Consider the following 22932-nt stretch of genomic DNA (forward strand, 5'->3'; position numbering starts at 1 on the left):
ATCCTTCCTGAAATGTTTCGCGTGAGTTCGTCTCCTGCGGCATGGGTCTTCTCCGGGATTCGGATCGACGAGATTCGACCCTTTCGGGCCCTCTGCGGCATGTACGACGTTGCCTGCCGCTGGGCGGCAGTGGAGAAGGGTTGGGCGGCTATGGTGTTTGAACGGCCTTGATTCCGCGGCGGCGGCATCTGTCGCGGGAGGCTATTCCTTGACCGTGGTTTCGATCCGGATCTTGTATTTGTCGATTTTGGCATGAAGCGTCGGTCGGGAGAGGCCCAGGAGTTTCGCGGCGCGAGACCGGTTGCCGTCGGTCATGCTGAGGGCTTCACCGATGAGGATGCCCGAGAACCGGTCGATGCAGGCATCGAAAAGGTGCTTGTCGGACGGGTTCATCAGTTCCTTTCGAATCATCTGCCGCAACGCCTCGTCCAGATCACGGGTTCCGGTCTCCTTGACAGATGGCTTCTCCGTGACCGACAGGGTAATGTCCTCGGGCGACAGGGGCGTGCCCCGGTTGAAGATGAGGGCCTTCTGGATGACGTTGGAAATTTCCCGGACGTTGCCGGGCCATCGATATCCTTTGAGCAGGGTTTTAGCCTCCTCGGTGATCCCCGGGTTGTCGATACCGTTTTTGCCGGCGTAACGGGCCAGAAAGTATTCGGCGAGCAGCGGAATGTCGTCCGAACGCTTGGCCAGCGGCGGCAGCCAGATGGTGACCACCTTGAGCCGGTAGTAGAGATCCTCCCGAAACCGACCCTCGGCAATGGCTTTTTCCAGATCACGGTTGGTTGCTGCGATGATGCGAACATTGGTGGGGATCGTCTCGCGGCCCCCCAGGCGCTCGATGCTTTTTTCCTGGAGAAGCCGCAGCATTTTGGACTGAAGGGTCACGGGCATGTCTCCGATCTCGTCCAGGAAGATGGTGCCGCCGTGGGCTTGTTCAATCTTCCCGATTCGCCGGTGGATTGCACCTGTGAAGGCCCCTTTCTCATACCCGAACAACTCGCTTTCCAGGAGCGTGTCGGGAATGGCGACGCAATTGATCACCAGAAACGGTTTTTCCCGCCGCTGGCTGTACTGATAGATCGCTCTGGCGACCAATTCCTTGCCGGTGCCGGACTCGCCTCGGATCAGCACGGTGGCGTCCGTGGACGAGACCCGGCCGATGGCCTTGTAGACCTCCTGCATGGCCGGACTTCGGCCGATCAGGGCGTCATGGGCGGTTTCGTCGGGGGAGACGTCCATATCCACCGGAGATCGCATGAAGCGGCCTGCTTCGATGGCCTTTTCGATGATCTTGAGCATTTCGGGTATCTCGAACGGCTTGAGAACATAGTCGAAGGCCCCCATTTGTGTCGCCTCGATGGCGGTCTCGGTGGTGCCGAAGGCCGTCATGATGATGACGGGGAGCTTCGGGTCGATGCGGTTGAGACTTTTGAAGGTTTCAAGCCCGTTGATCCCCGGTAGTTGGACGTCCAAAATCACCAGATCGGGCCTTTTCTCCCGAACCTCGAGGAGGCAGGCTTCTCCCGATGCGGCCGTCAGAACGGTGTATCCCTCTTCCGTCAGCAGCTTGTGAAAGCTTTTCCGGAGCTGATCGTCGTCGTCGACAACTAGAATGATGCTCAATGTGTGTCTCCTGTCGGTCCAATGCCTGATAATGCCGGTCGACAAATCCGTCTGAGGGAAACTCCCGTCGACATTCCCGGACGTGTGGTCTATTCCTGATGATCCGGCCGATCACAGACCGGAAGGGTGATGATGAACGTGGCGCCCTCTCCTTCGACGGAATGCACTTCCAGCCGTCCGCGGTGCTCGCCGATGATTCGGTAGGCAATGGACAGCCCCAGGCCCGTCCCTTCGTCCTTGGTCGTAAAAAACGGCTGGAATATTTTTTGCCGGATGGCCTCGGGTATCCCCGGACCGTTATCGTTGATCCGGATGATCACCTTCCGACCATGGGCGGCATCGGCGGTGGTTGTCTCGTGGACCGTGATCTTGCCGTTCCGGCCGGTGCCGATAGCCTCGCAGGCGTTGATAATGAGGTTGACGAAGACCTCCTTGAGCTGCTCCGGATCAGCCTCCACCGAAGGCAGCGGCTCTTCGCGAACGATTTTCACCGCGACGTCGTAAGACCTGAGGCGATGCGCCAGTAATTGAAAGGTCGTGTCGACCACCTGAGACGGACTGATATGCTGCATCCTCAGCTTCGGCGGACGCGAGAATTCCAGAAAATTCTGGACGATGGTGTCGACATGCCGGATCTCCTCGGCGATAACGTCGAAATCCTCTTTTTCGGTTTCATCGAGCTCGAGGGTCCGACTCAGGGAGAAAAGGCGCATTTTGATGGAAGTAAACGGGTTTCGGATGGTGTGGGCCATACCGGTGGCCAGCTTCCCCACCATCGCCATCTTTTCCGACTGAAGGAGGTGCTCCCGGCTTTTTTCAAGTTCGGAGTGGGTGAAATCGACATCCTCGATCAGTCCGTGCACGGTTCTGCTGAGGGCTTTGATTTCGTTTTCTCTGGGAGAGATATTTTCACGCCGGTCGGCCATGCGCGTCAGTTCGCGCACCGGCTCGAGGACGTGTTTCATGAGCAGAACGGCCAGAAAAACGCCGCAAAGGAAGACCATGACCATGCCGAGAATAGCCATTACGCGAAGCTGTCGGGCTTGCTCCTGGCTCTCCCGTTTGGCCCTCTGGATCTCTTTTTTATAAAGGGCCTTGAATTCCTCGCACAGATCGAGAACCTTGAAAAAATGCTCTCGTACCGCTGCATGAAGGCGCCCGCCGGTCTCCCGGTCACCGGCCAGGTAATAGTCGATTACCTGGTCCTTGGTAAGGACGTATTGTTGATAGGCCGCGGCAATTCTCTCGATGGCCGCCTCCTGGTCGGCGGTGACCGTCACCAGTCGGGCTTTGCCGATGAGCGTCTTGAAGATCTGGCGGTATTCCCCCAATTGCCTCAGCCAGTCCGGGTTTCCGTCCAGAAAATAATAGGAGACGAAACCTTTCTGGTTGACCAGAGCGGTTTCGAGCTCCTGGGCCGTTTCGAAGGCGGCGGTGTCCTTGTCGATGATGTCTGTCAGGATACCGTCCATCCGGTAGGTGTACCAGACCATCACGACACCGCCAAAAAGAGTGATGAGAAGCAGCACAGCCAGTATGCTGTGGATGCGGAAGCTGAGATTGAGTCGGTGCCACATGGCGTCCTTCTTTTCCATCATTCGTTGGACGGGACCGTTCCGGATCAACGGAGACCTCGGGCGATGCGATTGACCTCCCGAATGGCTCTGTCGACGTCGATGGTGAAGACAGCGCCGTTTTCCATGACGACGCGCCCGGCGATCATCACGAAGGCCACGTCGCTGCCTCTTGCGGCATAGACCAGGTGCGACGTTGGCTGGAACATGGGTTGGAGGTGGGGTTTTTCGGTGTCGACAATGATGACGTCGGCCTGCTTTCCCGGTGCAAGAGAACCGGTGATCCCATCCAGCCCCAGGGCCCGGGCCCCCTCGATGGTGGCCATTCTCAGTACGGTCCGGGCGTCCATGACCGTGGGGTCGAGATTGGCCACCTTGTGCAGCTTGGCGGCGGTGTCCATTTCGAGGAGCATGTCAAGGTCGTTGTTGCTGGAACAGCCGTCGGTGCCCAGCCCGACGCAGACGCCGGCATCCAGGAGCTGGGGAATGGGGGCGATGCCCGATGCCAGCTTCATGTTGCTTTCGGGGTTGTGTGCCACCTTGACATCGTATCGGGCCAGGAGTGTCCGGTCCGATGCCGTCAAAACCACGCAATGACAGGCCAGAAGATGGGGGCCGAGAAGGCCGAGTTCCGCCATATGGGCTATCGGGGTGCGGCCGTAGGTTTTTTGAATCTGGTCGACCTCGTTTCGGGTTTCCGAGAGATGGGTGACGAGCAGGCAGTCGTTTTTCAATGCCGTGTCTCCGGCCTTCTTCAGGAGATCAGGTGCGCAGAGGTATGGAGAGTGGGGCTCCACGGCAATACGTATCAATGGATCTTTCCGCCATTGGTCGATCAGGGCCTGCGTCTTTTCGAAGCCTTTGCGAAGGGGCCCGTAGGCGGGAGATGGAAAGTCGAAAAGCACCTCTCCGACCACGGCTCTCATCCCGGCTCGTCGAGCCGTTTCCGCCACGGCGTCCTCAAACAGGTACATGTCGCAGAAACAGGTGGTGCCCGACAAAATCATTTCCGCACAGGCCAGCGCTGTCCCGGTCGCTACCTTCTCCCGATTCAGTGTCGCCTCGGCCGGAAAGATGTGATCGTTGAGCCAGGTCATCAGGGGGAGGTCGTCGGCAAGACCCCGGAAACAGGTCATCGCCGCATGGGTGTGGACGTTGACCAACCCGGGCATGATGATACCGCCCCGAGCATCGACGGTTCGATCGACGCGCCATCCCTCGAATCCGGCTGCATCATCCACGGCGGCGATGATGTCCCCCGATACGGCGACAGCGCCGTCCGGAATTGTACGATCCTCGTCATCCATGGTCAGAACGAGGCCGCCGGTGATGAGAATATCCGCATGCCTATCCATGGGCGTTCATCCCTTGAAGTATCGCGTTGATGAGACGGTTCAGCTTCGGTGCGGCGGCGTTGGCCACGGCGATGATATCCTCAACCGTCGCCGGCATCGGGCGGTCCGGGTCGTTGACATTGGTGATGATGGAGAGTCCTATGATTTTCATGCCGGCATGAACGGCGACGATGGCCTCCTGAACCGTCGAGAATCCCACGGCATCGGCGCCGATGGTTCTGAGATACCGGACCTCGGACGGGGTTTCCAGGGAAGGTCCCTTAAGACCCGCATAGACGCCCTGTCGGAGTGAAATGCCGCACTGATCGGCCGCGGTCCGGACCAGTGTTCGGAGATCGGGGTCGTAGACATGGGTCATGTCGGGAAAGCGGATGCCCCAGTCCGCCTCGTTGGGGCCGATGAGCGCATTGGTACCGGTCAGGTTGATGTGGTCCGTTATGAGCATGACGTCGCCGGGTCGGAAGGTCGGATTCAGTCCGCCGGCGGCGTTGGAGACGATCAGGGCTGCGACGCCAAGCCGGCGCATGACGCGAATGGGGAAGGTCACCTGACGGGGTGTATAGCCTTCGTAGAGATGGATTCGGCCCTGCATGGCCATCACCGGCATACCGCCCATGATGCCGAAGAGAAGGCGACCGCGATGACTTTCCACCGTAGAAACCGGGAAATGGGGAATTTCGCGATAGTCGAAGGCGTTGCAAACGTTGAGTGTATCGGTGCCTTCCCCGAGCCCCGTGCCGGTCAGAATGCCGACCCGAGGGTTGGGGCTGATCCGTTTTTCCAGGAAATCGGCGGCATCCTCAATCATTTGTCTGTAATCGGCCATAATGTTGCCTTTCCGGTATCGTTGTCGATGTGTCATGTGGATTGAAATCCATCTTTTTTCGATGAAAACTCCTATTTTTATAGTCGAGACCAACGGTTCCGTCAATCCTTCAAATTGGCGTCGATGTGATTGACTTTTTTCGATTTGTATGAAATGGTACCGTTTGGTAAAAATATCTTGGCGAGATCCGGTAACGGGGTTTATTAAAATATTTGAATTTTTTGGGAGATTACAACATGCTCGAGTTAGAACATCCAGAACACCCGGATATTACTGAAGAGATGTGGAAAGATGTCGACAAGATCATTGATGAGCATTACGGACAACCCGGCTGCATCATTGCCGTACTGCGAAAAAGCCAGAGCGTTGTGGGGTATTTGCCGGCACCCTTGATGGACTACATCAGCGCGGGCCTCAATTTGCCGAGGAGCGACGTTTTCGGCGTGGCATCGTTTTATTCCCTGTTCTCCTTGGAACCCAAAGGGCGGCATGTGATCAAGGTCTGTACCGGAACCGCCTGCTACGTCAAAGGCATTCGAGAGGTCATCAGCCGTATCAGCAACAAGTACAACATGGCCGAGGGGTGTACATCCGCCGATCGTTGCTTTTCACTGGAATCCGTCCGATGCCTGGGAGCCTGCGGGTTGGCGCCGGTCATGGTCATCGGCGAGAATGTCCACGGCGCTGTAAAGGCGGATACGGTTCTGGACATCCTCCAGAGATATGAATAAGACTTTTAACCCTTTCGTCCTCCGGACAGGAGAAGGGTTGGCAGGCATAAATGAAACTCTCTGAAATAAAAGAGATATTGAACGCTGAATTCGTCGTCGGCGAAGAGCACATGGACCGTACGGTATTCGGCGGAGGCGGCGCGGATTTGATGGACGACATCCTCTCCGCGGTCGCCAAAGGGTCCGTTCTGTTGACGGGTCTCAATTCGGAACAGGTGATCCGTACCGCGAAAATCGCCGAGGTTGGGGCGGTGGTCTTCGTCAGGGGGAAAAAACCCAACAATTCGATACTGGAATTGGCACGATCGTACGATCTGCCGATTCTGATCACGAGTTATTCCATGTTTGTCGCGAGTGGTCGTCTTTATATGAACGGGCTCAGGGGGCTCGACGGGTCCTGGTAACGCCGGATCAAAAGCCGGAGCAATAGTCGGAGGAAAGAGAAATATGGCAAAATTGACCATAGACGATCTGAAACGGATAAAAAAAGAGCACGAGGGCGATCTGGGATCAGCGGACGTGAAACATCTGCTCGTCTGCGGCGGCACCGGGTGTCATGCCACGGGAAGCATCGCCGTCATTCATGCGCTCAGAGACGAGATTGCAAAGCAGGGTCTCTCGGAAAAGTTCAGGGTGGTGGAAACCGGATGCAACGGTTTTTGCGCCATGGGACCGATTCTGGTGGTCCATCCGGACGGTATTTTCTATCAGAAGCTTACAGCGGAGGATATTCCCGGAATGATCAAGGAGCATTTCATCGATGGTAAGCCCATCGAGAAGCTCATGTACAAGGATCCCGCCACCAAAAAAAGAATACCCCTTCAGAACGATATCCCCTTTTTTGCGAACCAGATGCCGCGGGCGCTTCGAAACAAAGGCATGATCGATCCGGAGAAGATCGACGATTACATCGCCCGGGACGGTTATCAGGGCGCGCACAAGGCGCTCAAGGAGATGTCCGCCGCGGGGATTATCGAGCAAATGAAGATTTCCGGCCTCCGAGGGCGGGGTGGCGCCGGCTTTCCCACCGGCATGAAGTGGGATTTCGCCAGTAAGAGCCCGGGAACCGTCAAATATGTCCTCTGCAACGCCGACGAAGGGGATCCCGGCGCTTTCATGGACCGGAGCATTCTGGAAGCCGATCCTCATGCCGTGATCGAAGGCATGATTATCGCTGCCCGAGCCATTAACGCCAGCAAGGGCTACATCTACGCCAGAACCGAATATCCCCTGGCCATCAAGCGTCTGGAAATCGCCATCGAACAGGCGAAAGCTTACGGTCTGCTGGGAGATGACATCTTCGGCACCGGCATGAATTTCGATATCGAGATATACCAGGGGGCAGGCGCCTTTGTCTGCGGAGAGGAAACGGCGCTCATGCGGTCCATCGAAGGCCGTCGGGGGATGCCTCGGCCTCGGCCGCCCTTTCCGGCCCACAAGGGACTGTGGGAGAAGCCCACCATTCTCAACAACGTGGAAACCCTGGCCAATGTCCCCCAGATCATTTTGAACGGAGGGGCTTGGTATGCCGGCGTAGGTACCGAAAAAAGCAAGGGCACCAAGGTCTTCGCCATTTCCGGGGACGTCAACAACATCGGATTGGTCGAGGTGCCCATGGGCACGCCTCTCAGAACCCTCATTTACGATGTCGGCGGCGGCATTCCTGACAAACGTAAGTTCAAAGCGGTTCAGTTGGGCGGCCCTTCGGGCGGATGCATCCCCGAACAATATCTCGACACCAAGGTCGACTACGAGGAGATCGCGAAGGTCGGGGCGATCATGGGCTCCGGCGGCGTGATCGTCATGGACGATCATACCTGTATGGTCGACATGGCGCGTTTCTTCATGGATTTTATCCAGGACGAGTCGTGCGGCAAATGCACCCCCTGTCGAGAGGGCACCAAGCGCCTGCTGGAGATCTTGGAGAAGATCTGCGACGGACGGGGAACGCCTGAAGATATTGAGGTTCTCGAAGAACTGTCCGAAACGATCAAGGAAGGATCCCTCTGCGGTCTGGGACAGACGGCACCCAACCCGGTGCTTTCCACGCTTCGGTATTTCAGGGATGAGTACCATGCCCACGTCTATGACAAGAAATGTCCGGCCAAACGTTGTGCGGCATTGTTGAACTTCGAGGTGGATCCGGAAAAATGCACCATGTGCGGTGCCTGTTTCAAGGCTTGCCCCGCGGATGCCATCATATGGCAGAAGAAATCAGTGGCCGTGATCAATAAAGAGAAATGTGTCAAATGTCTGACGTGTTTCGACCGATGTAAATTTGATGCCATCAGTTAGAGAGGGAGTCGCGGAAGCATCGTAGGATCACAAGAGACTATAAGAGATCAAGGAGTATAGGATATGATAACAGCCGTTTGTATAATGGGAGGATTAGGAGTCATCGTCGGCGTCGGTCTGGCCGTTGCGTCCAAGGTCTTTTACGTTTGGGTGGATCCGACGATCGAGGCCGTGGAAGGGGTGCTGCCGGGCGCCAACTGTGGCGGTTGCGGATATCCCGGATGTTCGGCCAATGCCGCAGCCATCGTCGCCGGTAAATCCGCCCCCAACTCCTGTGTGGCGGCGGGCATCGAAACCGCCGAGGCCATTGCCGCCATCCTCGGGGTGGCCATTGAGGCAAAAGAGCCGGATATCGCCAAGCCTGGATGCTATTTCGGAACCCAGGATGCGGATCTGAAGTATATTTATAACGGCATGAATGATTGTCGCGCGGCGTCCCTTCTCGGCGGTGGAATGAAGGTCTGCACCATCGGTTGTCTGGGGCTGGGAAGCTGCGCGCGGGCGTGCCCATTCGGCGCCATCGTCATGGGGCCGGACAATCTTCCCATCGTGGATGCGGAAAAATGCACCGGATGCGGCACCTGCGAACGGGTTTGCCCCAAGCACATCATTACCCTCTCTTCGGTGACCCGACGGATCCTCAGGGAGTATACCGAAGACGAATGCACCACCCCCTGTCAGCGGGAATGCCCAGCCGGCATCGATATCCGGGAGTACATTCGTCAGATCCAGTTGGGGGATTACCATCGGTCCGTCCAGGTGATCAAAGAGCGAAATCCCTTTCCCACGGTGATTGGTCGGATCTGCCCGCGTCCGTGCGAGAACGCCTGTCGACGCAACCTCGCCGACGAACCGGTGGCCATCAACTTTCTCAAACGTTTCGCCGCTGATTTCGAGAAGGAGAGCGGTGAGCGGATTCAGCCTTACAAGGCTCCGCCAACCCAACGGCGGATCGCCGTCATCGGCGGCGGGGTGGAAGGACTTTCCACCGCCTTTTTTGCTGCGCGACTGGGGCATGATGTCGCCGTCTTCGAGGCGACGGATCGTCTTGGCGGGCTGCTCAGAACCGCAATCGCCCCTGAACGCCTCTCGGAGGAGATTCTCGATTGGGATATCGAGGGTATCCTCGACATGGGGGTTACGGCCCGGACAGGGCTCTCCATGGGGAGGGACTTCACCCTGGACCGACTGCTGGCAGACGGGTTCGAGTCGGTCTTTCTGGCCACGGGCGGATGGGACAATCGTCTCACCCGCATCTCTCCGGATGAGGTTGAAGCGGTCTTCCCCGGAACCTATCTGCTCATCGACCTGATCAAATCAGATTCCGAACGTCATAACACCATGCCGCTAAAAACCGATGTGGTCATTCTGGGCGGCGGTGCTACGGGCCTCCAGGCGGCCAAAATCTGCTGGGATCTGGGTGCCGAAAAAATCACCGTGCTTTTACGGGAATCCCGTGATCAACTGACCAAGGAATCTCTGGTACTACTGCCGGAATTGGAAGATGCGGACGCTGTTTCCATCGTTTACAATGCTGCTTTGACCCGTGTCTTCGGCGATGGTGGAAATCTCGAAGCCGTCGAATACGTGGATGTGGATACCCGCGCGGCCGTCACGGTCGAGGCTCAGAACCTTTTCGTCGCTGCGGGGCGCTTTCCTGAAATGATCTTTACCCGGGACGTATCGGCCGATGTCGCGGATGCGGATGATGCGGCCGAGACTTCGTTGGAAACGAGCCGGTGGGTCGGCACCGCCGTATACAAGAATCCGGCATTCAAGGAGGAGATCGGCGTTTTCTCGAGAGGAGACGTCGTGACGGATTACAGCGCAGCGATCCGGGCCATCGGCGCCGGTCGTCGGGCTGCCGCATCCATCCATCGGATGATGTATGGGATCCCGCTCACGCTGGACGACAACGTTCTGACGCCCGCGTCCATGATCCAGGATGTGGATCACGTGGAAAATGTCAATACCGTGCCGCGGCAGATTATGCCCATTGCCACTCCCCGGGAACTGGCGGAGAAGGGGATCCTCGAAAAAGGGTTCACCGAGGCCATGGCTGTTAAGGAAGCCAATCGCTGCCTTCAGTGCGGACTGATCTGTTATGAAAAGACACCGGCTGTCCATGCCGGCAATAAAAGCGCAGCGGCCTAGCCGGTCCGCGAAATAACGGAGCGCTTCCTCGAGGGAAGCGCTCCGTTATGATATTTTAAGGGAAAAGGAGGTTGACGTGATCACCGAATACGGTATCGTCACACAAGTCGATGTCAAAAGTGCATGGGTTAAAACCGTTCGGCGAAGCACCTGTGAGGGCTGTGGTTCCAAAGACTCCTGCGAGGCGGCCAAAACGGGTCATGTGGAAGCGCTCAACCTTGTCGGGGCTGGGCTCGGGGATACTGTGACGGTGGGATTCGAAACCGGCTCGCTGATAAAGATCTCCATGCTCCTCTATATCTTTCCGGTGCTTTTCATGATCGGCGGCGCGGTTCTGGGAACCTACCTGGCCCCGCAATACGGCATGGACGAATCCGCGGCGGCGGCTCTTTTTGCCTTTGGCTCTTTTTTCATCTCGTTTGTCTGTATCCGCCTGACCAGCAGCAGGATATCGGGAAACGCAAGATATCAGGCCAAAATCATCAAAATCAGAGGCCGGGCACCAGTCGCGGAAGAATCTTCTGCGTCTGTGCCGTGCAGCAACGGATGACGCCGTTCGAACTCCTCCCGGCGCAGCTTGAATCCCGGTTGTGAAGCCTCTGAACCGCTAAATGGTTTTCACCACCAGAACTGCGGCGCCTTCGAGGGCTCTCACCAGCTTGATACTGACGTCTCCCAGCACGAATTCCTCGGATTTGGATTTTTTCCGGCGTCCTATCACCACCATATCGTAGACATTGCGGCTGAAATGATCGATAATGCCGTCAGTGGCCGTTGGATAGGGGTTCTTATCCAGGAGAATATGGATATTCTCTGGATCGATGCCGCCTTCGACCAGAATTTTCCTGGCGTCTTCCAAGACATTCCGGGCCCGCAGGGCATCCTTTCGCAAAAAATCCTCCCCCATGGTTTCTTCGCCGCTTGTCGGCTGTTGCCGGAAGACATGAAGGAGGGTGATGTCGAGGCGATCCGCTTGAAAGGGCAGTCCGGCAAAATACTGAACCACGCTTCGAGCGGTTTTGGAATCTTTCAGTGCCACGAGAATGGATTGTTGTCTCACGTCAACCCCCTGCTATAGATTACCCATGGATTGGATATATCCGTCGACCGCATCTGATATCTCGCCGACACTTTCATAGTAGACCTCGGCTTGCTGCGAAAAATGCATCAATATATCGTTGAGCATGGGTGGAATGTAGGGATAGAACTTACGTAAATTGACAAAACGCCATTTATCCAGGAGAGAAAAATCACCGGGCTCCAGTCGATCAAACAGATTTCCATAGGTGCGCGGATCGTTGCGGATGCCGTGAACCGTATGAAATCCTTTTCCGACGGCGTAGATCAGGAGGTTTCCAATCCCGAAAATGTCGAGGCTGAAAGGATTTTCCGGCGCATCGAATTCAAAGTCGAAGTCGATCCAGACATAATTACCCGTATGCCGCTCCACGATAATGTGATCGTTTCGGATATCCCCGTGTCGAAACCCGTTGGCATGGAGAAACTGTATCGCATTGAAAGCCGTGATCAAATGTTTGAGAATATCGGGAAGAAGGGTGTGGAAATAGGTGTAATGATCCATCGTGATCGTACCGAGTTGAACGAACAGGTTCGGTCCCGGTACGATATCGAGTACCCGTATATTATTGTTTCTGGTATCTTTAAAAGAGACTCCCTGCATGAAATGGGGGTGGCCTTTAACGAGTTCCAGAATTCGGCTCTCCTTGTCCGGGTCTCTGAAGCAACGGATGGGGACGCCGCCGATGGTGACGAAAAAGGTTTCAAGATATGAAAGCTTGATCAGTCTTTTTTCCCCGGTGTGGATATTTTTGACTTTTTTGACCCAGAATTTGGGGTCATCGATGCCGAAACGACGTTCCCGTTCGTGCCCGAACACAGCATACCGCTCTTCACCGACGATAATTTCATCCCCATTATCGATGGCAAAAAAATCGGAAGTATCCGTGAAGACCTTGCCTCCCATGGACTTCTATAATCCTTCCAGCATTCTCAGCGGCAAGGATTCCATGGCGTATTTCACCTTCTCAAGAAAATTGCGGAGGCCGTTGTTTTCGATGACCACCCCCAAATAGTCTGCAAGCAATGCGAATGAATCGAGATCATCGTCATTGGGGCGCCAGACACTGTCATGGTAGATCCGTATCAGACCGACGGGAGACTTGCGATAGTGGATGGGAACCGACAGCATGGAGGTGATGCCTTCTTTTCGGGCGTCCTCCGGATACTGAACCCGGGGATCGTTCTGGAAATCCTCGATGAAAACGGGTGCACGTGCGGAAAATGCACAATATTTGTCATCTATGAATATCGGGCCCTTGTCAAGGTAGGTCTCGCTGATGCCGCAGCTGGCGACCCGAAAGAGCTGCCCCTCCCGTTCGTCGTAAAGCATGACGCTGCACCCCTTAACTTTCAGGGTGCTGCATATACGTTCCGCAATGTGGTTGATCAAGAGCTTGAGGTCGGTGTAGGCCAAAATGGATCGGCTTATGGCCTTGAATTCCTTGAAATGAATTTTTGCCGCGTCTTCCATCGCTGTGTCTCCTCACGCCTGTATTGAAAAAAGCATCGAAAATAAGGTGCCTTGTTTCGTGTGGAGCTTTGACCGGGGTAGGTGAATTGGGGCGCCGTCGAATACTTGAAGAAGATATAGATGATTTACCGTATCAAATCAAGGAGGATTTCTGCCCGGCGCGTTTTCGATGTCTGGACCGATTGCCGCCGTCGTTTGTTTCGCTGCCTGGACGCCGATCATGGTGCCCAGGCATTTTCAGATGGTCCCCGCCCTGGGATGACAGGAGACCCGAGGCTTGGAAACCACCATCTCAATCCGCATCCAGCTCTTTTTTGAGCCATGCCTTGATGTCGTCTTCCAGGGCATAAACCCCTTTGAGTTCGCAGACCGGTTTTTCGAACCGCTCAGGAAGCTCGAATTTTGCCAATTCGACGGCTGCCTCCGAATTCCGTCGGATAAGGTAGATATAATAGGGTCTTGACCAGCAGTTGATGACGAAATAGGTGGTGTAATCGTCCGGTGATCGAATCACATAACCGTCGCCTCTTGCCCAGTTGTTGCCCCATTCCAGATAGAGCCGGACCGCTTCTTCCGGCGTCATTTCCCAGTTGATGGAATTGATCAGGTCTCTGTCTTTTTTGATGTCCTCGAGCGTCAACATTATCTGACTCCTTTCTGCGTGTCCCCGGGAGGCCCGGATGGTAGACGGAAATGGTGGGGCATGGTTAAAAGTTGAATTCTAATATAAAGACGATTGGGAGAATCACAAGCCACATGCTGTTTCTTCATTCGATTCGACTCGGGATGAGAACGACGGCTCGACGTTAGAGGTTTATTTTGCCGTTTCGGGTTAAAAACGCCCGAACCTTCGGATCGGCGCTTTCTGAAAGGAGCTGATCGGGGCTTCCCGTAGCGATCATGCTTTTGGTTTCTGCATCGAGATAGACGGCATTGTCGGCGATGTCGAAAATCGACGGGAGTTCGTGGGTAACCAGTACCATGGTCATGCCGATATGGTCACGGAGTTGAACGATGAGGTCGTCCAGGTGGGATGAGGTGATCGGGTCGAGTCCGGCGGAAGGTTCGTCAAAGAAAAGGATGTTGGGATCGAGCGCCAACGCGCGAGCAACGCCTGCTCTCTTCCGCATGCCGCCGCTGATTTCCGATGGATAATAATCTTCAAAACCGGCAAGTCCGACCAGAGCAAGTTTCAGCGCAGCCAGGTCCCGGATGTCGGCCGGGCTGAGATCGGTATATTCTCCCAAGGGGAGGCCGATGTTTTCGGCGAGGGTCATGGAACTCCATAGCGCACCGCTCTGGTAAACGATGCCGAATCGACTGGAAACCCCCGCGCGTCGATCGGGATCCACCCTCCACAGGCTGACGCCTTCGATAAGCACTTCCCCTCGGGAAGGCGGCTTCAAACCGCTCATGCATCGCATGACGGTGGTCTTGCCGCAGCCGCTTCCTCCCATGATGACGAAGATTTCTCCTTTATTGACCTGGAAGTTGAGATTCCGCTGGATTACGAAATCCCCATAAGCGATCTCGAGATTTCTGACGATAATGGGCAGGGTCTGTTGAGTCATAATGACAATGTCCTGTACGTGACCGAATAGCGGCTGAGGGAGACACCAAAGACTGCACGGGCATCTTAGGGGGATGCCGTGGTGATGTCAAATGAAAGATAGGCGAATGCCGATATGAGACTGTTCAAGGGCGAAGGGGAGAACCCCCTTCGCCGGATATCTGCGTGCAATCATCCGATCATACAGCTGCAGTCGCAGGGAACGCGTTTCATGCGGCAGACTGACTCATCCTCGCCGCTGCTCAGACATTCCTCGAACGACTGGTCACAATTTTTCAAACAGTCCCTGTCGATATTTTTGGATTCATCGCTCATGGATACACCTCATTGATGTTGTCGATTTAAAAGAATAAACTCACGGGTTCTCCCGCAAGATACCAACTCGTATCATAAGCATCGATGATTCATTTTCAATCCAACTCCACTCGAAGAAGCGTCTGTCAGCAATGAACGGCACGCCGACGCCGAAGCGCTTGATCTTCGTTCCAATGCAGATTATGTTAAAATAGATATCATAATTTTCGACTTGCATGATGGAGACCGGCACCGGCGGTTCTAAGTCAAATGTTGGGAACTGTCCTTGAAAACGAGTCCTTGACGGGCTTGACAGCCGAATTTATGGTCGGCTTGCCATATGCGATGGCGATCCGTTCATCGGCAGTCTTTCTCCCCGTTGAACGGAATGGCCAGAGCCTCCCGGCACCGGCCTATGAAAGTCGAAAGTTGAATGAATGTATTATCGATTTGATGGTCTCACGAAGTGCCCTGAGGGTTTTTGGCGGAATGACGTATGATCCTGACAAGACTATGTAGAAATATATTTATTAACATCTAGTTAGAATTGATGGCAAGGATCGGATGTTTCAACTGATGATTCCATCAAACCGGGAGGGAATGATGATAAAACGGCTCAGCTGCTGGATGATCGGCATATCCATTGTTGGGTTGCTGGGGTGTGCAACGGTATCGATTCAAACCGACTATGACCCGAGCGTCGATTTCAAGCGGTATGAAACCTATGCATGGGACACTGAACAGCAGACACCGAGCGATGCGCTGGCCAGGGATCCCCTGATGCGAAAGCGGATCAAGAAAGCGGTGGATCAGGTATTGCAGGAAAAAGGGTTCAGGCTGAAGACGGCCGGTTCGGTCGATTTTACGGTTGTCGTTCATGCCGGCGTCAAAGAGCGGATGCGCGTTACCAACTGGGGAAGCCGTGGATGGTATGACCCCTGGTGGGGGCCTTATGGTGGACAGGTCGACGTCAGCTATTACACCGAAGGCACCCTGGTCATCGACGTCATCGACGCCGACACCCGGGAACTGGCATGGCGAGGCATCAACGAAGGCATCGTTCGTGAATATGCCGACGTCGAGCAGATGGAAAAGAGCATTCAGGAGACGGTAAGGGAAATTTTGAAGGCGTTTCCTCCGGATGTCGAGAATTCAAATCGGAAATAACGCATCGGTTCGGAGAATTGATTCGTGACGACGGACTCTCCTGGGTGTGAGGGGCCCATCCTGACAGTCGCGTTGGATTGTCGACGACGGTGTGTTGAATAACGGGTGGTTCCATGATCCACATCGAACACAAACCCTTTCAATGGATTCATACCGCCGGTTCTTTTGCCAGCCGCTGTGACCTCGATATCTTTCTGTTTGAAAAAAGCGCGCTGGTGGTGGCGACAGAGCGTGAGGATGATGCTGCATCGGGAATGAGCATCAGCAGCGGAGCACCGATCCTTGCAACCATCATCCTGCAGAAATACCGACTCGACCCCGATAATGTCTTCTGGATCGAGCATTATCCGGAAAAATGGGTGGACGGTCGGCGAATTTACCGGGTGGCTGAGATCTACCACAGGGTCACCTTCACGTTTCGTGGGAACCGATTCGTGACGCCCAAATGGGAAGCCCTCGACATCGACGGCACGCGTGCCTTTATCGACGCCCTTAAAGTTTCCTGGAATATCCCGGAAGTGTGATCGGCCACCCTGTCATGAGATCTGCCCTGTTCCCGATACTGAGAGTTTCAATTTTCGGTATAGATGGGCCGCTCCCTCCCGGCACTTCTTTCCGGCAGCCGTCATGAAAGCCGAGAGTCGGGTTAGCGTATAATCCTGGATAAAGCACTTCAGTCCCGACGAGATTGACGCGACGAAGCGCCGGATCGGGGGAGCGCTCGCGAACCTTCCGTATTTTTCCCGAAGCCGCTGCCGGCGGCAAAAATTCTGTTGACAAAATTTAGCCGATGTGAAATAGACTCAACCTAACGACCGGTCGGTAAAACAGTGTCGCAGCGGTCCGACGCATGTCGGGACTGAAGAGGGATTTTAGATGAGCAGCATGAAGGATACCATCAAGTCGATCGCCATCGAACTCTTTTTCAAAAAGGGGTACTTCGCGACGAGCATCAGTGAGATCGCAAAGGGAAGCGGTATCCAGAAAGCCAGCATCTATTATCATTACAGGAGCAAAGAGGACCTGCTTTTCAGCATCTTGAAAGCGACCATGGACGACCTGACGCGATATCTGAAAAACAACCTTGCGGGGCTTGACGACATCGAGTCCAAAATTCGCGTTGCCGTACACGGTCATGTCCGCTTCCATCTGGAGCGCCAGAAGGAAAATTTCATTGCCAACAGCGAGTTGCGGGGGCTCACCTCGGAACATTACCGGGCCATCGTCGAGAAACGCGATGAGTACGAGCGGATTTTTCAGGATTTGATTCGGCAAGGTCGCGAGGAAGGGATCTTCGCGGATGTGGACGTCAAGATTCTTTCCTATGCCATATTGACGCTTTGTACGGCAGGTGCATCCTGGTTCAATCCCGGTGGTCGCCTCACCGTTGATGAAATCGCAGACATTTACGAGAAGTTTATCCTGAACGGTCTGAAACAGGCGTGCGAGGCGTCGGCGCCGTCGAGATGCGGAGCGAAAGGCATGGCGATTTGTAAAGCATAGTCCAGGAAACACTACAGCGTTATTGTGTATGACTGTTTCTGGGAACGGCGCTCGGGTCTTGACAAACGACGGCGCTATATAGAAGCAGCTGATGCTACCCTACCGACCGTTCGGTAAAATACCGATAAGGCGTGGTGGGTTTGGAAATCTAACGTCCGGACGGTAAGGGCAGGCGTGACACTATCCGATTCGATGGCCCCCCGGGTGCCCGCGATGGGTGTCGGAGAATGAACACCGGCAGCGGATCGCGAAACAGGCTGGCGGAGGTCGATGGTGAATTGCCGAGGCTCGAAAGTCCATGGAAACTGAAAACGGGTCTGAAACGGACCGATTCGGCGATAATCTGCAGGGGAATCGCCCTTGAAAGGAGGCCGTGTTGGAATTTGATTTGACAAAAGAACAGGAAATGATCCGGAAAGAGGTGCGCAAATTTGCTCAAAGCGAAATCGCGCCGGTAGCTCAAGAGTTGGATGAAAAGGAGGAGTTTTCCGTCGATCTGACCCGGAAAATGGGAGAAATCGGGCTGTTCGGCATGTTCGTGTCTGAGAAATATGAGGGTCAGGGTCTGGATTATCTTTCGTACATCATTGCCGTGGAAGAGGTTGCCCGTATCGACGGCTCCCAGGCCGCAACCGTTGCCGCCGGTAACTCTCTCGGCATCGGTCCCCTCTATTATTTCGGCAGCGAGGAACAGAAGCAAAAATATCTGCCCAAGCTTTGCCGGGGTGAAGCGTTGTGGGGTTTTGGTCTGACCGAGCCCACCGCCGGCTCCGACGCAGGCGGAAGCAAAACGACAGCCGTCAAGGACGGGAACGAATGGGTGCTGAACGGCTCCAAGATCTTCATCACCAATGCGGCTTGCGAGATGTCCCTGGGGGTTACCGTTCAGGCCATCACCGGCACGCGCCCCAACGGCAAGCCCGAGTATACCTGCTTTATCGTGGAACACGGAACAAAGGGGTTTAAAGCCGTTCCCATGCACAAGAAGATGATGTGGCGCTCTTCCAACACAGCCGAGCTCTATTTCGACGACGTTCGCATCCCAGAGAAAAACATTCTGGGCAAGCCCGGCGATGGTTTTCACCAAATGCTCAAAACCCTTGACGGCGGCAGGCTTTCCATCGGCGCCATGGGTCTGGGCGGCGCTCAAGGCGCCTATGAACTGGCGCTGAAATATGCCAAGCAGCGGGAGCAGTTCGGACAACCCATCAGCAAATTCCAGGCGGTGGCCTTCAAGCTGGCCGACAGTGCCATGGAGATCGAATGTGCCCGAAATCTGCTCTACAAAGCCTGTTGGCTGAGGAGCCGGAACCGGCCCTTTGAGATTTACGCCGCCATGGGCAAACTTTACTGTTCGGAACTCATGGGCCGGGTGGCCGATCGTGCCGTTCAGATCCACGGCGGCTACGGCCTTATGAAGGACTACAATGTGGAGCGCTTTTATCGGGATCAGAAACTTCTGGATATCGGCGAGGGAACCTCCGAAGTCCAGCGTATCGTCATCTCCCGGCACATCGGCTGTTGAAACCCCTTACTCTAAAACCGGTTTATCGGAGGATACCATGAGCGAAAGTTTGCTGCTGGTGGAGCGGGAGGATCAAATTGCGATACTGACCCTCAACCGTCCCCAGGTGATGAATTCATTCAATTTTGACATGCTGAGGGCTTTGAGGGATCAGGTGGAAACGCTGCGATTTGATCCCGATGTCCGGGTTGTCATCATCACCGGTGCAGGCGACCGGGCCTTTTGTGCCGGGGCCGATCTCAAGGAGCGGGCCACCCTGTCGCCGGTCCAGGTCAAGGAATACATTTTTACCATTCGGAACCTCTTTACGACCATCGAGCAGCTGCCTAAACCGGTCATCGCCGCCGTCAACGGCATTGCTTTGGGCGGTGGAACTGAACTGGCACTGGCGTGCGACGTCCGCATCGCTGCTTCGGGCGCAACCATGGGGCTTACTGAAACCCGCCTGGCCATCATTCCCGGTGCCGGCGGCACGCAGCGGCTGCCGCGACTTGTTGGTAAAGGCAAAGCCAAGGAATTGATTTTTACCGGTCGGCGGGTGGATGCGGCCGAGGCCCTCGACATCGGGCTGGTCAATGCGGTATCGGATGCCGCAGACCTGATTACCGCGTCCAAAAAAATGGCCGGTATGATGTGCGAGACCGGGCCTGTTGCCATCGAACAAGCTAAATATGCCATCAATTACGGCATGGAGACCGATCTTGCCACCGGCTTGGCCATTGAATCCAATGCCTACTGGGTGACCATCCCCACCGAGGATCGCCTGGAAGGGCTTGCCGCGTTTCGGGAAAAGCGGAAACCGGTCTACAAGGGGAGATGAGATGAGCGAAAACAGAACCTTTTGGGAAAATGAAGAAAGAAAACTGGATGAGCGGGTACACGAAGCAACATGGCCCGGGGGCCAGAAAGCCGTCGATCGTCTGGCTAAACAGGGAAAACAGCCGGTACGGGATCTGATTGGGCTTCTCATCGACCCGGGAACCGAGTTTTTTGAACTGAGTCGGATTGCCGGCTTCGGTGTGAACTATCCCGGCGGCATCGACGATGTTCATTGCGCCGGGCTGGTCACCGGCATCGGGAAGATCCAGGGTAACTGGACCATGATCTTTGCCAACGACAGCCGGGTCAAGGCAGGCACCTATTTCCCCATCACGCTGAAAAAACACGTTCGCGCCCAGGCCATCGCCGAACGGTGCGGCTTGAACTGCGTCTATATCGCCGATTCCGGCGGCGCCTTTCTCCCCATGCAGGCCGAGGTGTTTCCCGACGACGGTCATTTCGGTTCCATGTTTTTCAATATGGCGCGCATGTCGGCCAAGGGGCTCAAACAGGTGACCTTGAGTACCGGCGGCAACACGGCCGGGGGTGCCTACATCGTCTTCATGGCCTGCCAGTCCGTCATGATCGACAAACTGGCCTACTCCTTTCTGGGCGGACCGCCCCTGGTGAAAATGGCTACCGGTGAAGTGATATCCGCAGAGGATTTGGGAGGCGCCCGGGTTCATACCCAGATCTCCGGCGGTGCGGATCATTTCTGCGCAAACCAGGCGGATGCGGTGACGCGGGTACGGGAGATCCTGGCCCTGGAACCCCCTCAAACGCTTCAGGTTCACCGGTATGCGGAATCACCGCCTGCCGTGGGCCCTGATGCCCTGTACGACCTCATGCCGGCGGGCATCCATCAAAGCATCGACGGTCGACAGATTCTGGAAGCCATAGCGGACGATTCCTATTTCATCGAGTACAAGCGGGATTATGCGCCGGGCAGGGGCGACAATATTCTCTGCGGAAAGATCCGCATCAAGGGAATACCCATCGGCGTCGTCGCCTCCAATGCCGTGGGGATCATTTTTGCCGAGGCGGCGCGAAAGGCGGCCGAATGGATCGTCCGCTGTTCACAGGAAAAAACACCCCTTTTGTTCGTTCAGAACGCTCCAGGTTATATGGTCGGCTCGGAATCAGAGCATCAGGGTATCGGGAAATATGGTTCGGACATGGTGCGGGCGGTCTCCTGCGCCCAGGTGCCCCGAATTCAACTCGTCATCGGCCCCGACAACGGCGCGGCAAATTACGGCATGTGCGGCCGGGCCTACAAGCCGCACTTCCTTTTTCACACCATGCGAGCCCGAACCGGTGTCATGAGCGGACGGAGCGCTGCAGGTGTCCTCCTTTCCATTGAGGAGCGCAACCGAGCGGCCAAGGGAAAGCCCATGACCGACGAGGAAAAACAGGCATTCAGCCGGAAGATGATCGACAAATACGACGGTGAAGCGCATCCTTTCTATTGCGGCGCCCGGATTTTGAGCGACCGCGTCCTCAAGTTTTCCGAAATCCGTGATTGGTTGGGTATGGCCTTTGAGGTGAGCCTGCTTGAGCCCATCGGTGAACCGTCGTTTGGAAATTTCAGATTTTAGAAAGGAGAGAGGGACCATGACGGAATATGATTACTGGAAAATTTTCCCCCGAATGCCGAAGAAGGTGACCATCGGCGACATCACCGTCCGGGATGGATTCCAGCACGAGGAAAAATTCATCTCTACGGCGGCAAAGAAGTTTTATCTTGAGGAACTGATCTTTGCAGGATGTCGGCATATCGAGGTTACAAATCTGGGCAACCCTTACTTGATGCCCCAGTTCCGAGACGCTGAAGAGCTGCTTGCCCATCTGCGGGGAGACCGTTTCAAGAAGAAATGTGAGCGCAAGGGCATCAATTACGACGATATCTGTCTCACCTGCATCACCATCCGGGAAGGCGCCGTGGATCGGGCCATCCAACTCAAGGAGAAGGGCCTCGGACCCGACCGTGTGCTGATGATGGTTTCCACGGAGGAGGAGCATCATTTCGCCAACTCCGGAACGAGTCTGCCGGATTATTGGAAGGAGGCGGAGCGGTGCATCAAGAAGTGCACCGACGCCGGCATCAAGATGTGCGGGACGGTCAGTACCATCTGGGGCAGCCCCATCGGCGGCGCCACAGACATGAAGGATGCCGTGGAGTTCACCAAGCGGTGGCTGGAGATCGGGGCTCACGACGTGGAGCACGCCGATCATGACGGCAGCGCATCGGCGCCGGACGTCTATCGGTATTTTTCCATGATCCTCGATGAAATCCCCGAGACCCGTCTCCACATCGCCCATTTCCACGAGACCAAGCGGGTAGCCTCGGCCTCCGTTCTGGCGGCGCTTCAAGCCGGCATTACGAATTTCGAAGCGACCCTGGGCGGTCTCGGCGGTCAACCGGCAAATTTCCTCGACGACTGCCCCGTCAAGGGTACCGGCGAATATTATTACGAGGATCCCCGGTATGTGGGCCTGGTCACTCTGGAGGATACCCTCGTTCAGATCGATGAGATGGGCATAAAGCATGGCTGGGACGTGGACCGGGTTCTCTGGATCGGGAAACAGCTGGAGCGGACCGTCGGTCGGCGCCTGCGGTCGGAGGCGATTCTCAACGGTCGAACCCTCAAGGAAGGACATCCGGAATTTGCCCGGCCGGGGCTTGTCAAGGTCAAGGCCAAACTCGGTGAGGATCCGGGGCAGAAGCTTCCCAGGGATTGGGACGAAAAGGCGAATCTCCCGGAACAGTATCGTGCCCGGAAATGAAGGCGTTCATATTTCAGGATCATTCTGATATAATCCTTACCGGCCCGCCATTCGTCAGCTTCGGCGGGGCCGGAAGCAGATGTCAAATTCGGGCCTGTGATCGCCGGGACCCGGCGGATGGTAATGAACCGGACACCAACACATTATGGAGTGAA

21 protein-coding genes are annotated in these 22932 nt (G+C 55.5%); 12 read left to right on the forward strand and 9 right to left on the reverse strand.

The window, feature by feature from the left end; all coding sequences use genetic code 11:
* Nucleotides 1-201 precede the first annotated feature (201 nt).
* The 4 genes from AB7S84_RS08125 to AB7S84_RS08140 all read right to left on the reverse strand — a co-directional run bounded on the left by AB7S84_RS08125 (nucleotide 202) and on the right by AB7S84_RS08140 (nucleotide 5420).
* Nucleotides 202-1629 (reverse strand): sigma-54-dependent transcriptional regulator, encoded by a 1428-nt coding sequence (locus tag AB7S84_RS08125; RefSeq protein WP_428153842.1) that lies wholly within the window; start codon nucleotides 1627-1629, stop codon nucleotides 202-204.
* A gap of 89 nt (nucleotides 1630-1718) precedes the next feature.
* Nucleotides 1719-3227 carry a sensor histidine kinase gene (locus AB7S84_RS08130; RefSeq protein ID WP_428153844.1) on the reverse strand — a complete coding sequence of 503 codons (1509 nt, stop codon included), beginning with the start codon at nucleotides 3225-3227 and terminating at the stop codon, nucleotides 1719-1721.
* 23 nt (nucleotides 3228-3250) lie between these two features.
* Nucleotides 3251-4558: an amidohydrolase gene (locus AB7S84_RS08135; RefSeq protein ID WP_428153846.1), complete on the reverse strand. Its 1308-nt coding sequence runs from the start codon at nucleotides 4556-4558 to the stop codon at nucleotides 3251-3253.
* The gene (locus AB7S84_RS08140; protein ID WP_236885996.1) at nucleotides 4551-5420 is read right to left on the reverse strand and encodes a purine-nucleoside phosphorylase; all 870 of its coding nucleotides are present in this window, start codon (nucleotides 5418-5420) and stop codon (nucleotides 4551-4553) included. Before AB7S84_RS08140 ends, AB7S84_RS08135 begins: the two co-directional genes overlap by 8 nt.
* A gap of 200 nt (nucleotides 5421-5620) precedes the next feature.
* On the opposite strand from AB7S84_RS08140, the gene AB7S84_RS08145 reads away from it, so the two are divergent.
* The 5 genes from AB7S84_RS08145 to AB7S84_RS08165 all read left to right on the forward strand — a co-directional run bounded on the left by AB7S84_RS08145 (nucleotide 5621) and on the right by AB7S84_RS08165 (nucleotide 11114).
* On the forward strand, nucleotides 5621-6115 hold the full coding sequence (locus AB7S84_RS08145) for a complex I 24 kDa subunit family protein (protein ID WP_020877985.1): 495 nt from the start codon (nucleotides 5621-5623) through the stop codon (nucleotides 6113-6115).
* Nucleotides 6116-6165: 50 nt separating this feature from the next.
* Nucleotides 6166-6519 (forward strand): DRTGG domain-containing protein, encoded by a 354-nt coding sequence (locus tag AB7S84_RS08150; RefSeq protein ID WP_020877986.1) that lies wholly within the window; start codon nucleotides 6166-6168, stop codon nucleotides 6517-6519.
* Nucleotides 6520-6562: 43 nt separating this feature from the next.
* On the forward strand, nucleotides 6563-8410 hold the full coding sequence (gene nuoF, locus AB7S84_RS08155; protein ID WP_020877987.1) for an NADH-quinone oxidoreductase subunit NuoF: 1848 nt from the start codon (nucleotides 6563-6565) through the stop codon (nucleotides 8408-8410).
* Between the two features lie 63 nt (nucleotides 8411-8473).
* Nucleotides 8474-10564 carry an FAD-dependent oxidoreductase gene (locus AB7S84_RS08160; protein WP_428153852.1) on the forward strand — a complete coding sequence of 697 codons (2091 nt, stop codon included), beginning with the start codon at nucleotides 8474-8476 and terminating at the stop codon, nucleotides 10562-10564.
* Between the two features lie 76 nt (nucleotides 10565-10640).
* Nucleotides 10641-11114, forward strand: coding sequence for a SoxR reducing system RseC family protein (locus tag AB7S84_RS08165; RefSeq protein WP_020877989.1), 474 nt, complete (start codon nucleotides 10641-10643; stop codon nucleotides 11112-11114).
* A gap of 57 nt (nucleotides 11115-11171) precedes the next feature.
* Here AB7S84_RS08165 and AB7S84_RS08170 read toward each other — a convergent pair whose 3' ends face one another.
* From AB7S84_RS08170 to AB7S84_RS08190, 5 genes are all read right to left on the reverse strand, one after another.
* A complete protein-coding gene (locus AB7S84_RS08170; RefSeq protein ID WP_020877990.1) occupies nucleotides 11172-11624 on the reverse strand; it encodes a universal stress protein in 453 nt (150 codons plus the stop codon).
* A gap of 12 nt (nucleotides 11625-11636) precedes the next feature.
* Complete coding sequence (locus tag AB7S84_RS08175; RefSeq protein ID WP_020877991.1) at nucleotides 11637-12548, reverse strand: protein kinase; 912 nt, start codon at nucleotides 12546-12548, stop codon at nucleotides 11637-11639.
* A 6-nt stretch (nucleotides 12549-12554) separates the two neighbouring features.
* Entirely contained in the window at nucleotides 12555-13115 is a 561-nt protein-coding gene (locus tag AB7S84_RS08180; RefSeq protein WP_020877992.1) for a GAF domain-containing protein, read from the reverse strand.
* A 292-nt stretch (nucleotides 13116-13407) separates the two neighbouring features.
* Nucleotides 13408-13758 carry a DVU0772 family protein gene (locus tag AB7S84_RS08185; RefSeq protein WP_020877993.1) on the reverse strand — a complete coding sequence of 117 codons (351 nt, stop codon included), beginning with the start codon at nucleotides 13756-13758 and terminating at the stop codon, nucleotides 13408-13410.
* A 163-nt stretch (nucleotides 13759-13921) separates the two neighbouring features.
* The gene (locus tag AB7S84_RS08190) at nucleotides 13922-14686 is read right to left on the reverse strand and encodes an ABC transporter ATP-binding protein (RefSeq protein WP_020877994.1); all 765 of its coding nucleotides are present in this window, start codon (nucleotides 14684-14686) and stop codon (nucleotides 13922-13924) included.
* Nucleotides 14687-15579: 893 nt separating this feature from the next.
* On the opposite strand from AB7S84_RS08190, the gene AB7S84_RS08195 reads away from it, so the two are divergent.
* From AB7S84_RS08195 to AB7S84_RS08225, 7 genes are all read left to right on the forward strand, one after another.
* Nucleotides 15580-16146, forward strand: a complete 567-nt coding sequence (locus AB7S84_RS08195; RefSeq protein WP_040415958.1) for a DUF4136 domain-containing protein — start codon at nucleotides 15580-15582, stop codon at nucleotides 16144-16146.
* A gap of 113 nt (nucleotides 16147-16259) precedes the next feature.
* Nucleotides 16260-16670: a hypothetical protein gene (locus AB7S84_RS08200; RefSeq protein WP_020877997.1), complete on the forward strand. Its 411-nt coding sequence runs from the start codon at nucleotides 16260-16262 to the stop codon at nucleotides 16668-16670.
* 352 nt (nucleotides 16671-17022) lie between these two features.
* Nucleotides 17023-17649, forward strand: a complete 627-nt coding sequence (locus AB7S84_RS08205) for a TetR/AcrR family transcriptional regulator (protein ID WP_020877998.1) — start codon at nucleotides 17023-17025, stop codon at nucleotides 17647-17649.
* A 373-nt stretch (nucleotides 17650-18022) separates the two neighbouring features.
* The gene (locus AB7S84_RS08210; RefSeq protein ID WP_330216963.1) at nucleotides 18023-19174 is read left to right on the forward strand and encodes an acyl-CoA dehydrogenase family protein; all 1152 of its coding nucleotides are present in this window, start codon (nucleotides 18023-18025) and stop codon (nucleotides 19172-19174) included.
* 37 nt (nucleotides 19175-19211) lie between these two features.
* A complete protein-coding gene (locus AB7S84_RS08215) occupies nucleotides 19212-19994 on the forward strand; it encodes an enoyl-CoA hydratase-related protein (protein ID WP_428153859.1) in 783 nt (260 codons plus the stop codon).
* A 1-nt stretch (nucleotide 19995) separates the two neighbouring features.
* Nucleotides 19996-21588: an acyl-CoA carboxylase subunit beta gene (locus tag AB7S84_RS08220; protein ID WP_020878001.1), complete on the forward strand. Its 1593-nt coding sequence runs from the start codon at nucleotides 19996-19998 to the stop codon at nucleotides 21586-21588.
* Nucleotides 21589-21604: 16 nt separating this feature from the next.
* Entirely contained in the window at nucleotides 21605-22777 is a 1173-nt protein-coding gene (locus tag AB7S84_RS08225) for a pyruvate carboxyltransferase (protein WP_020878002.1), read from the forward strand.
* Nucleotides 22778-22932 lie beyond the last annotated feature (155 nt).

Source organism: Desulfococcus sp. (genome assembly GCF_050178255.1).
Lineage (GTDB): Bacteria > Desulfobacterota > Desulfobacteria > Desulfobacterales > Desulfococcaceae > Desulfococcus > Desulfococcus multivorans.

Coding starts and splice junctions, on each gene's coding strand:
- AB7S84_RS08130 (WP_428153844.1), bottom strand. CDS start 3,227: ATGATGGAAAAGAAGGACGCCATGTGGCACCGACTCAATCTCAGCTTC.
- AB7S84_RS08135 (WP_428153846.1), bottom strand. CDS start 4,558: ATGGATAGGCATGCGGATATTCTCATCACCGGCGGCCTCGTTCTGACC.
- AB7S84_RS08140 (WP_236885996.1), bottom strand. CDS start 5,420: ATGACACATCGACAACGATACCGGAAAGGCAACATTATGGCCGATTAC.
- AB7S84_RS08145 (WP_020877985.1), top strand. CDS start 5,621: ATGCTCGAGTTAGAACATCCAGAACACCCGGATATTACTGAAGAGATG.
- AB7S84_RS08150 (WP_020877986.1), top strand. CDS start 6,166: ATGAAACTCTCTGAAATAAAAGAGATATTGAACGCTGAATTCGTCGTC.
- nuoF (WP_020877987.1), top strand. CDS start 6,563: ATGGCAAAATTGACCATAGACGATCTGAAACGGATAAAAAAAGAGCAC.
- AB7S84_RS08160 (WP_428153852.1), top strand. CDS start 8,474: ATGATAACAGCCGTTTGTATAATGGGAGGATTAGGAGTCATCGTCGGC.
- AB7S84_RS08175 (WP_020877991.1), bottom strand. CDS start 12,548: ATGGGAGGCAAGGTCTTCACGGATACTTCCGATTTTTTTGCCATCGAT.
- AB7S84_RS08180 (WP_020877992.1), bottom strand. CDS start 13,115: ATGGAAGACGCGGCAAAAATTCATTTCAAGGAATTCAAGGCCATAAGC.
- AB7S84_RS08185 (WP_020877993.1), bottom strand. CDS start 13,758: ATGTTGACGCTCGAGGACATCAAAAAAGACAGAGACCTGATCAATTCC.
- AB7S84_RS08190 (WP_020877994.1), bottom strand. CDS start 14,686: ATGACTCAACAGACCCTGCCCATTATCGTCAGAAATCTCGAGATCGCT.
- AB7S84_RS08195 (WP_040415958.1), top strand. CDS start 15,580: ATGATGATAAAACGGCTCAGCTGCTGGATGATCGGCATATCCATTGTT.
- AB7S84_RS08200 (WP_020877997.1), top strand. CDS start 16,260: ATGATCCACATCGAACACAAACCCTTTCAATGGATTCATACCGCCGGT.
- AB7S84_RS08205 (WP_020877998.1), top strand. CDS start 17,023: ATGAGCAGCATGAAGGATACCATCAAGTCGATCGCCATCGAACTCTTT.
- AB7S84_RS08215 (WP_428153859.1), top strand. CDS start 19,212: ATGAGCGAAAGTTTGCTGCTGGTGGAGCGGGAGGATCAAATTGCGATA.
- AB7S84_RS08220 (WP_020878001.1), top strand. CDS start 19,996: ATGAGCGAAAACAGAACCTTTTGGGAAAATGAAGAAAGAAAACTGGAT.
- AB7S84_RS08225 (WP_020878002.1), top strand. CDS start 21,605: ATGACGGAATATGATTACTGGAAAATTTTCCCCCGAATGCCGAAGAAG.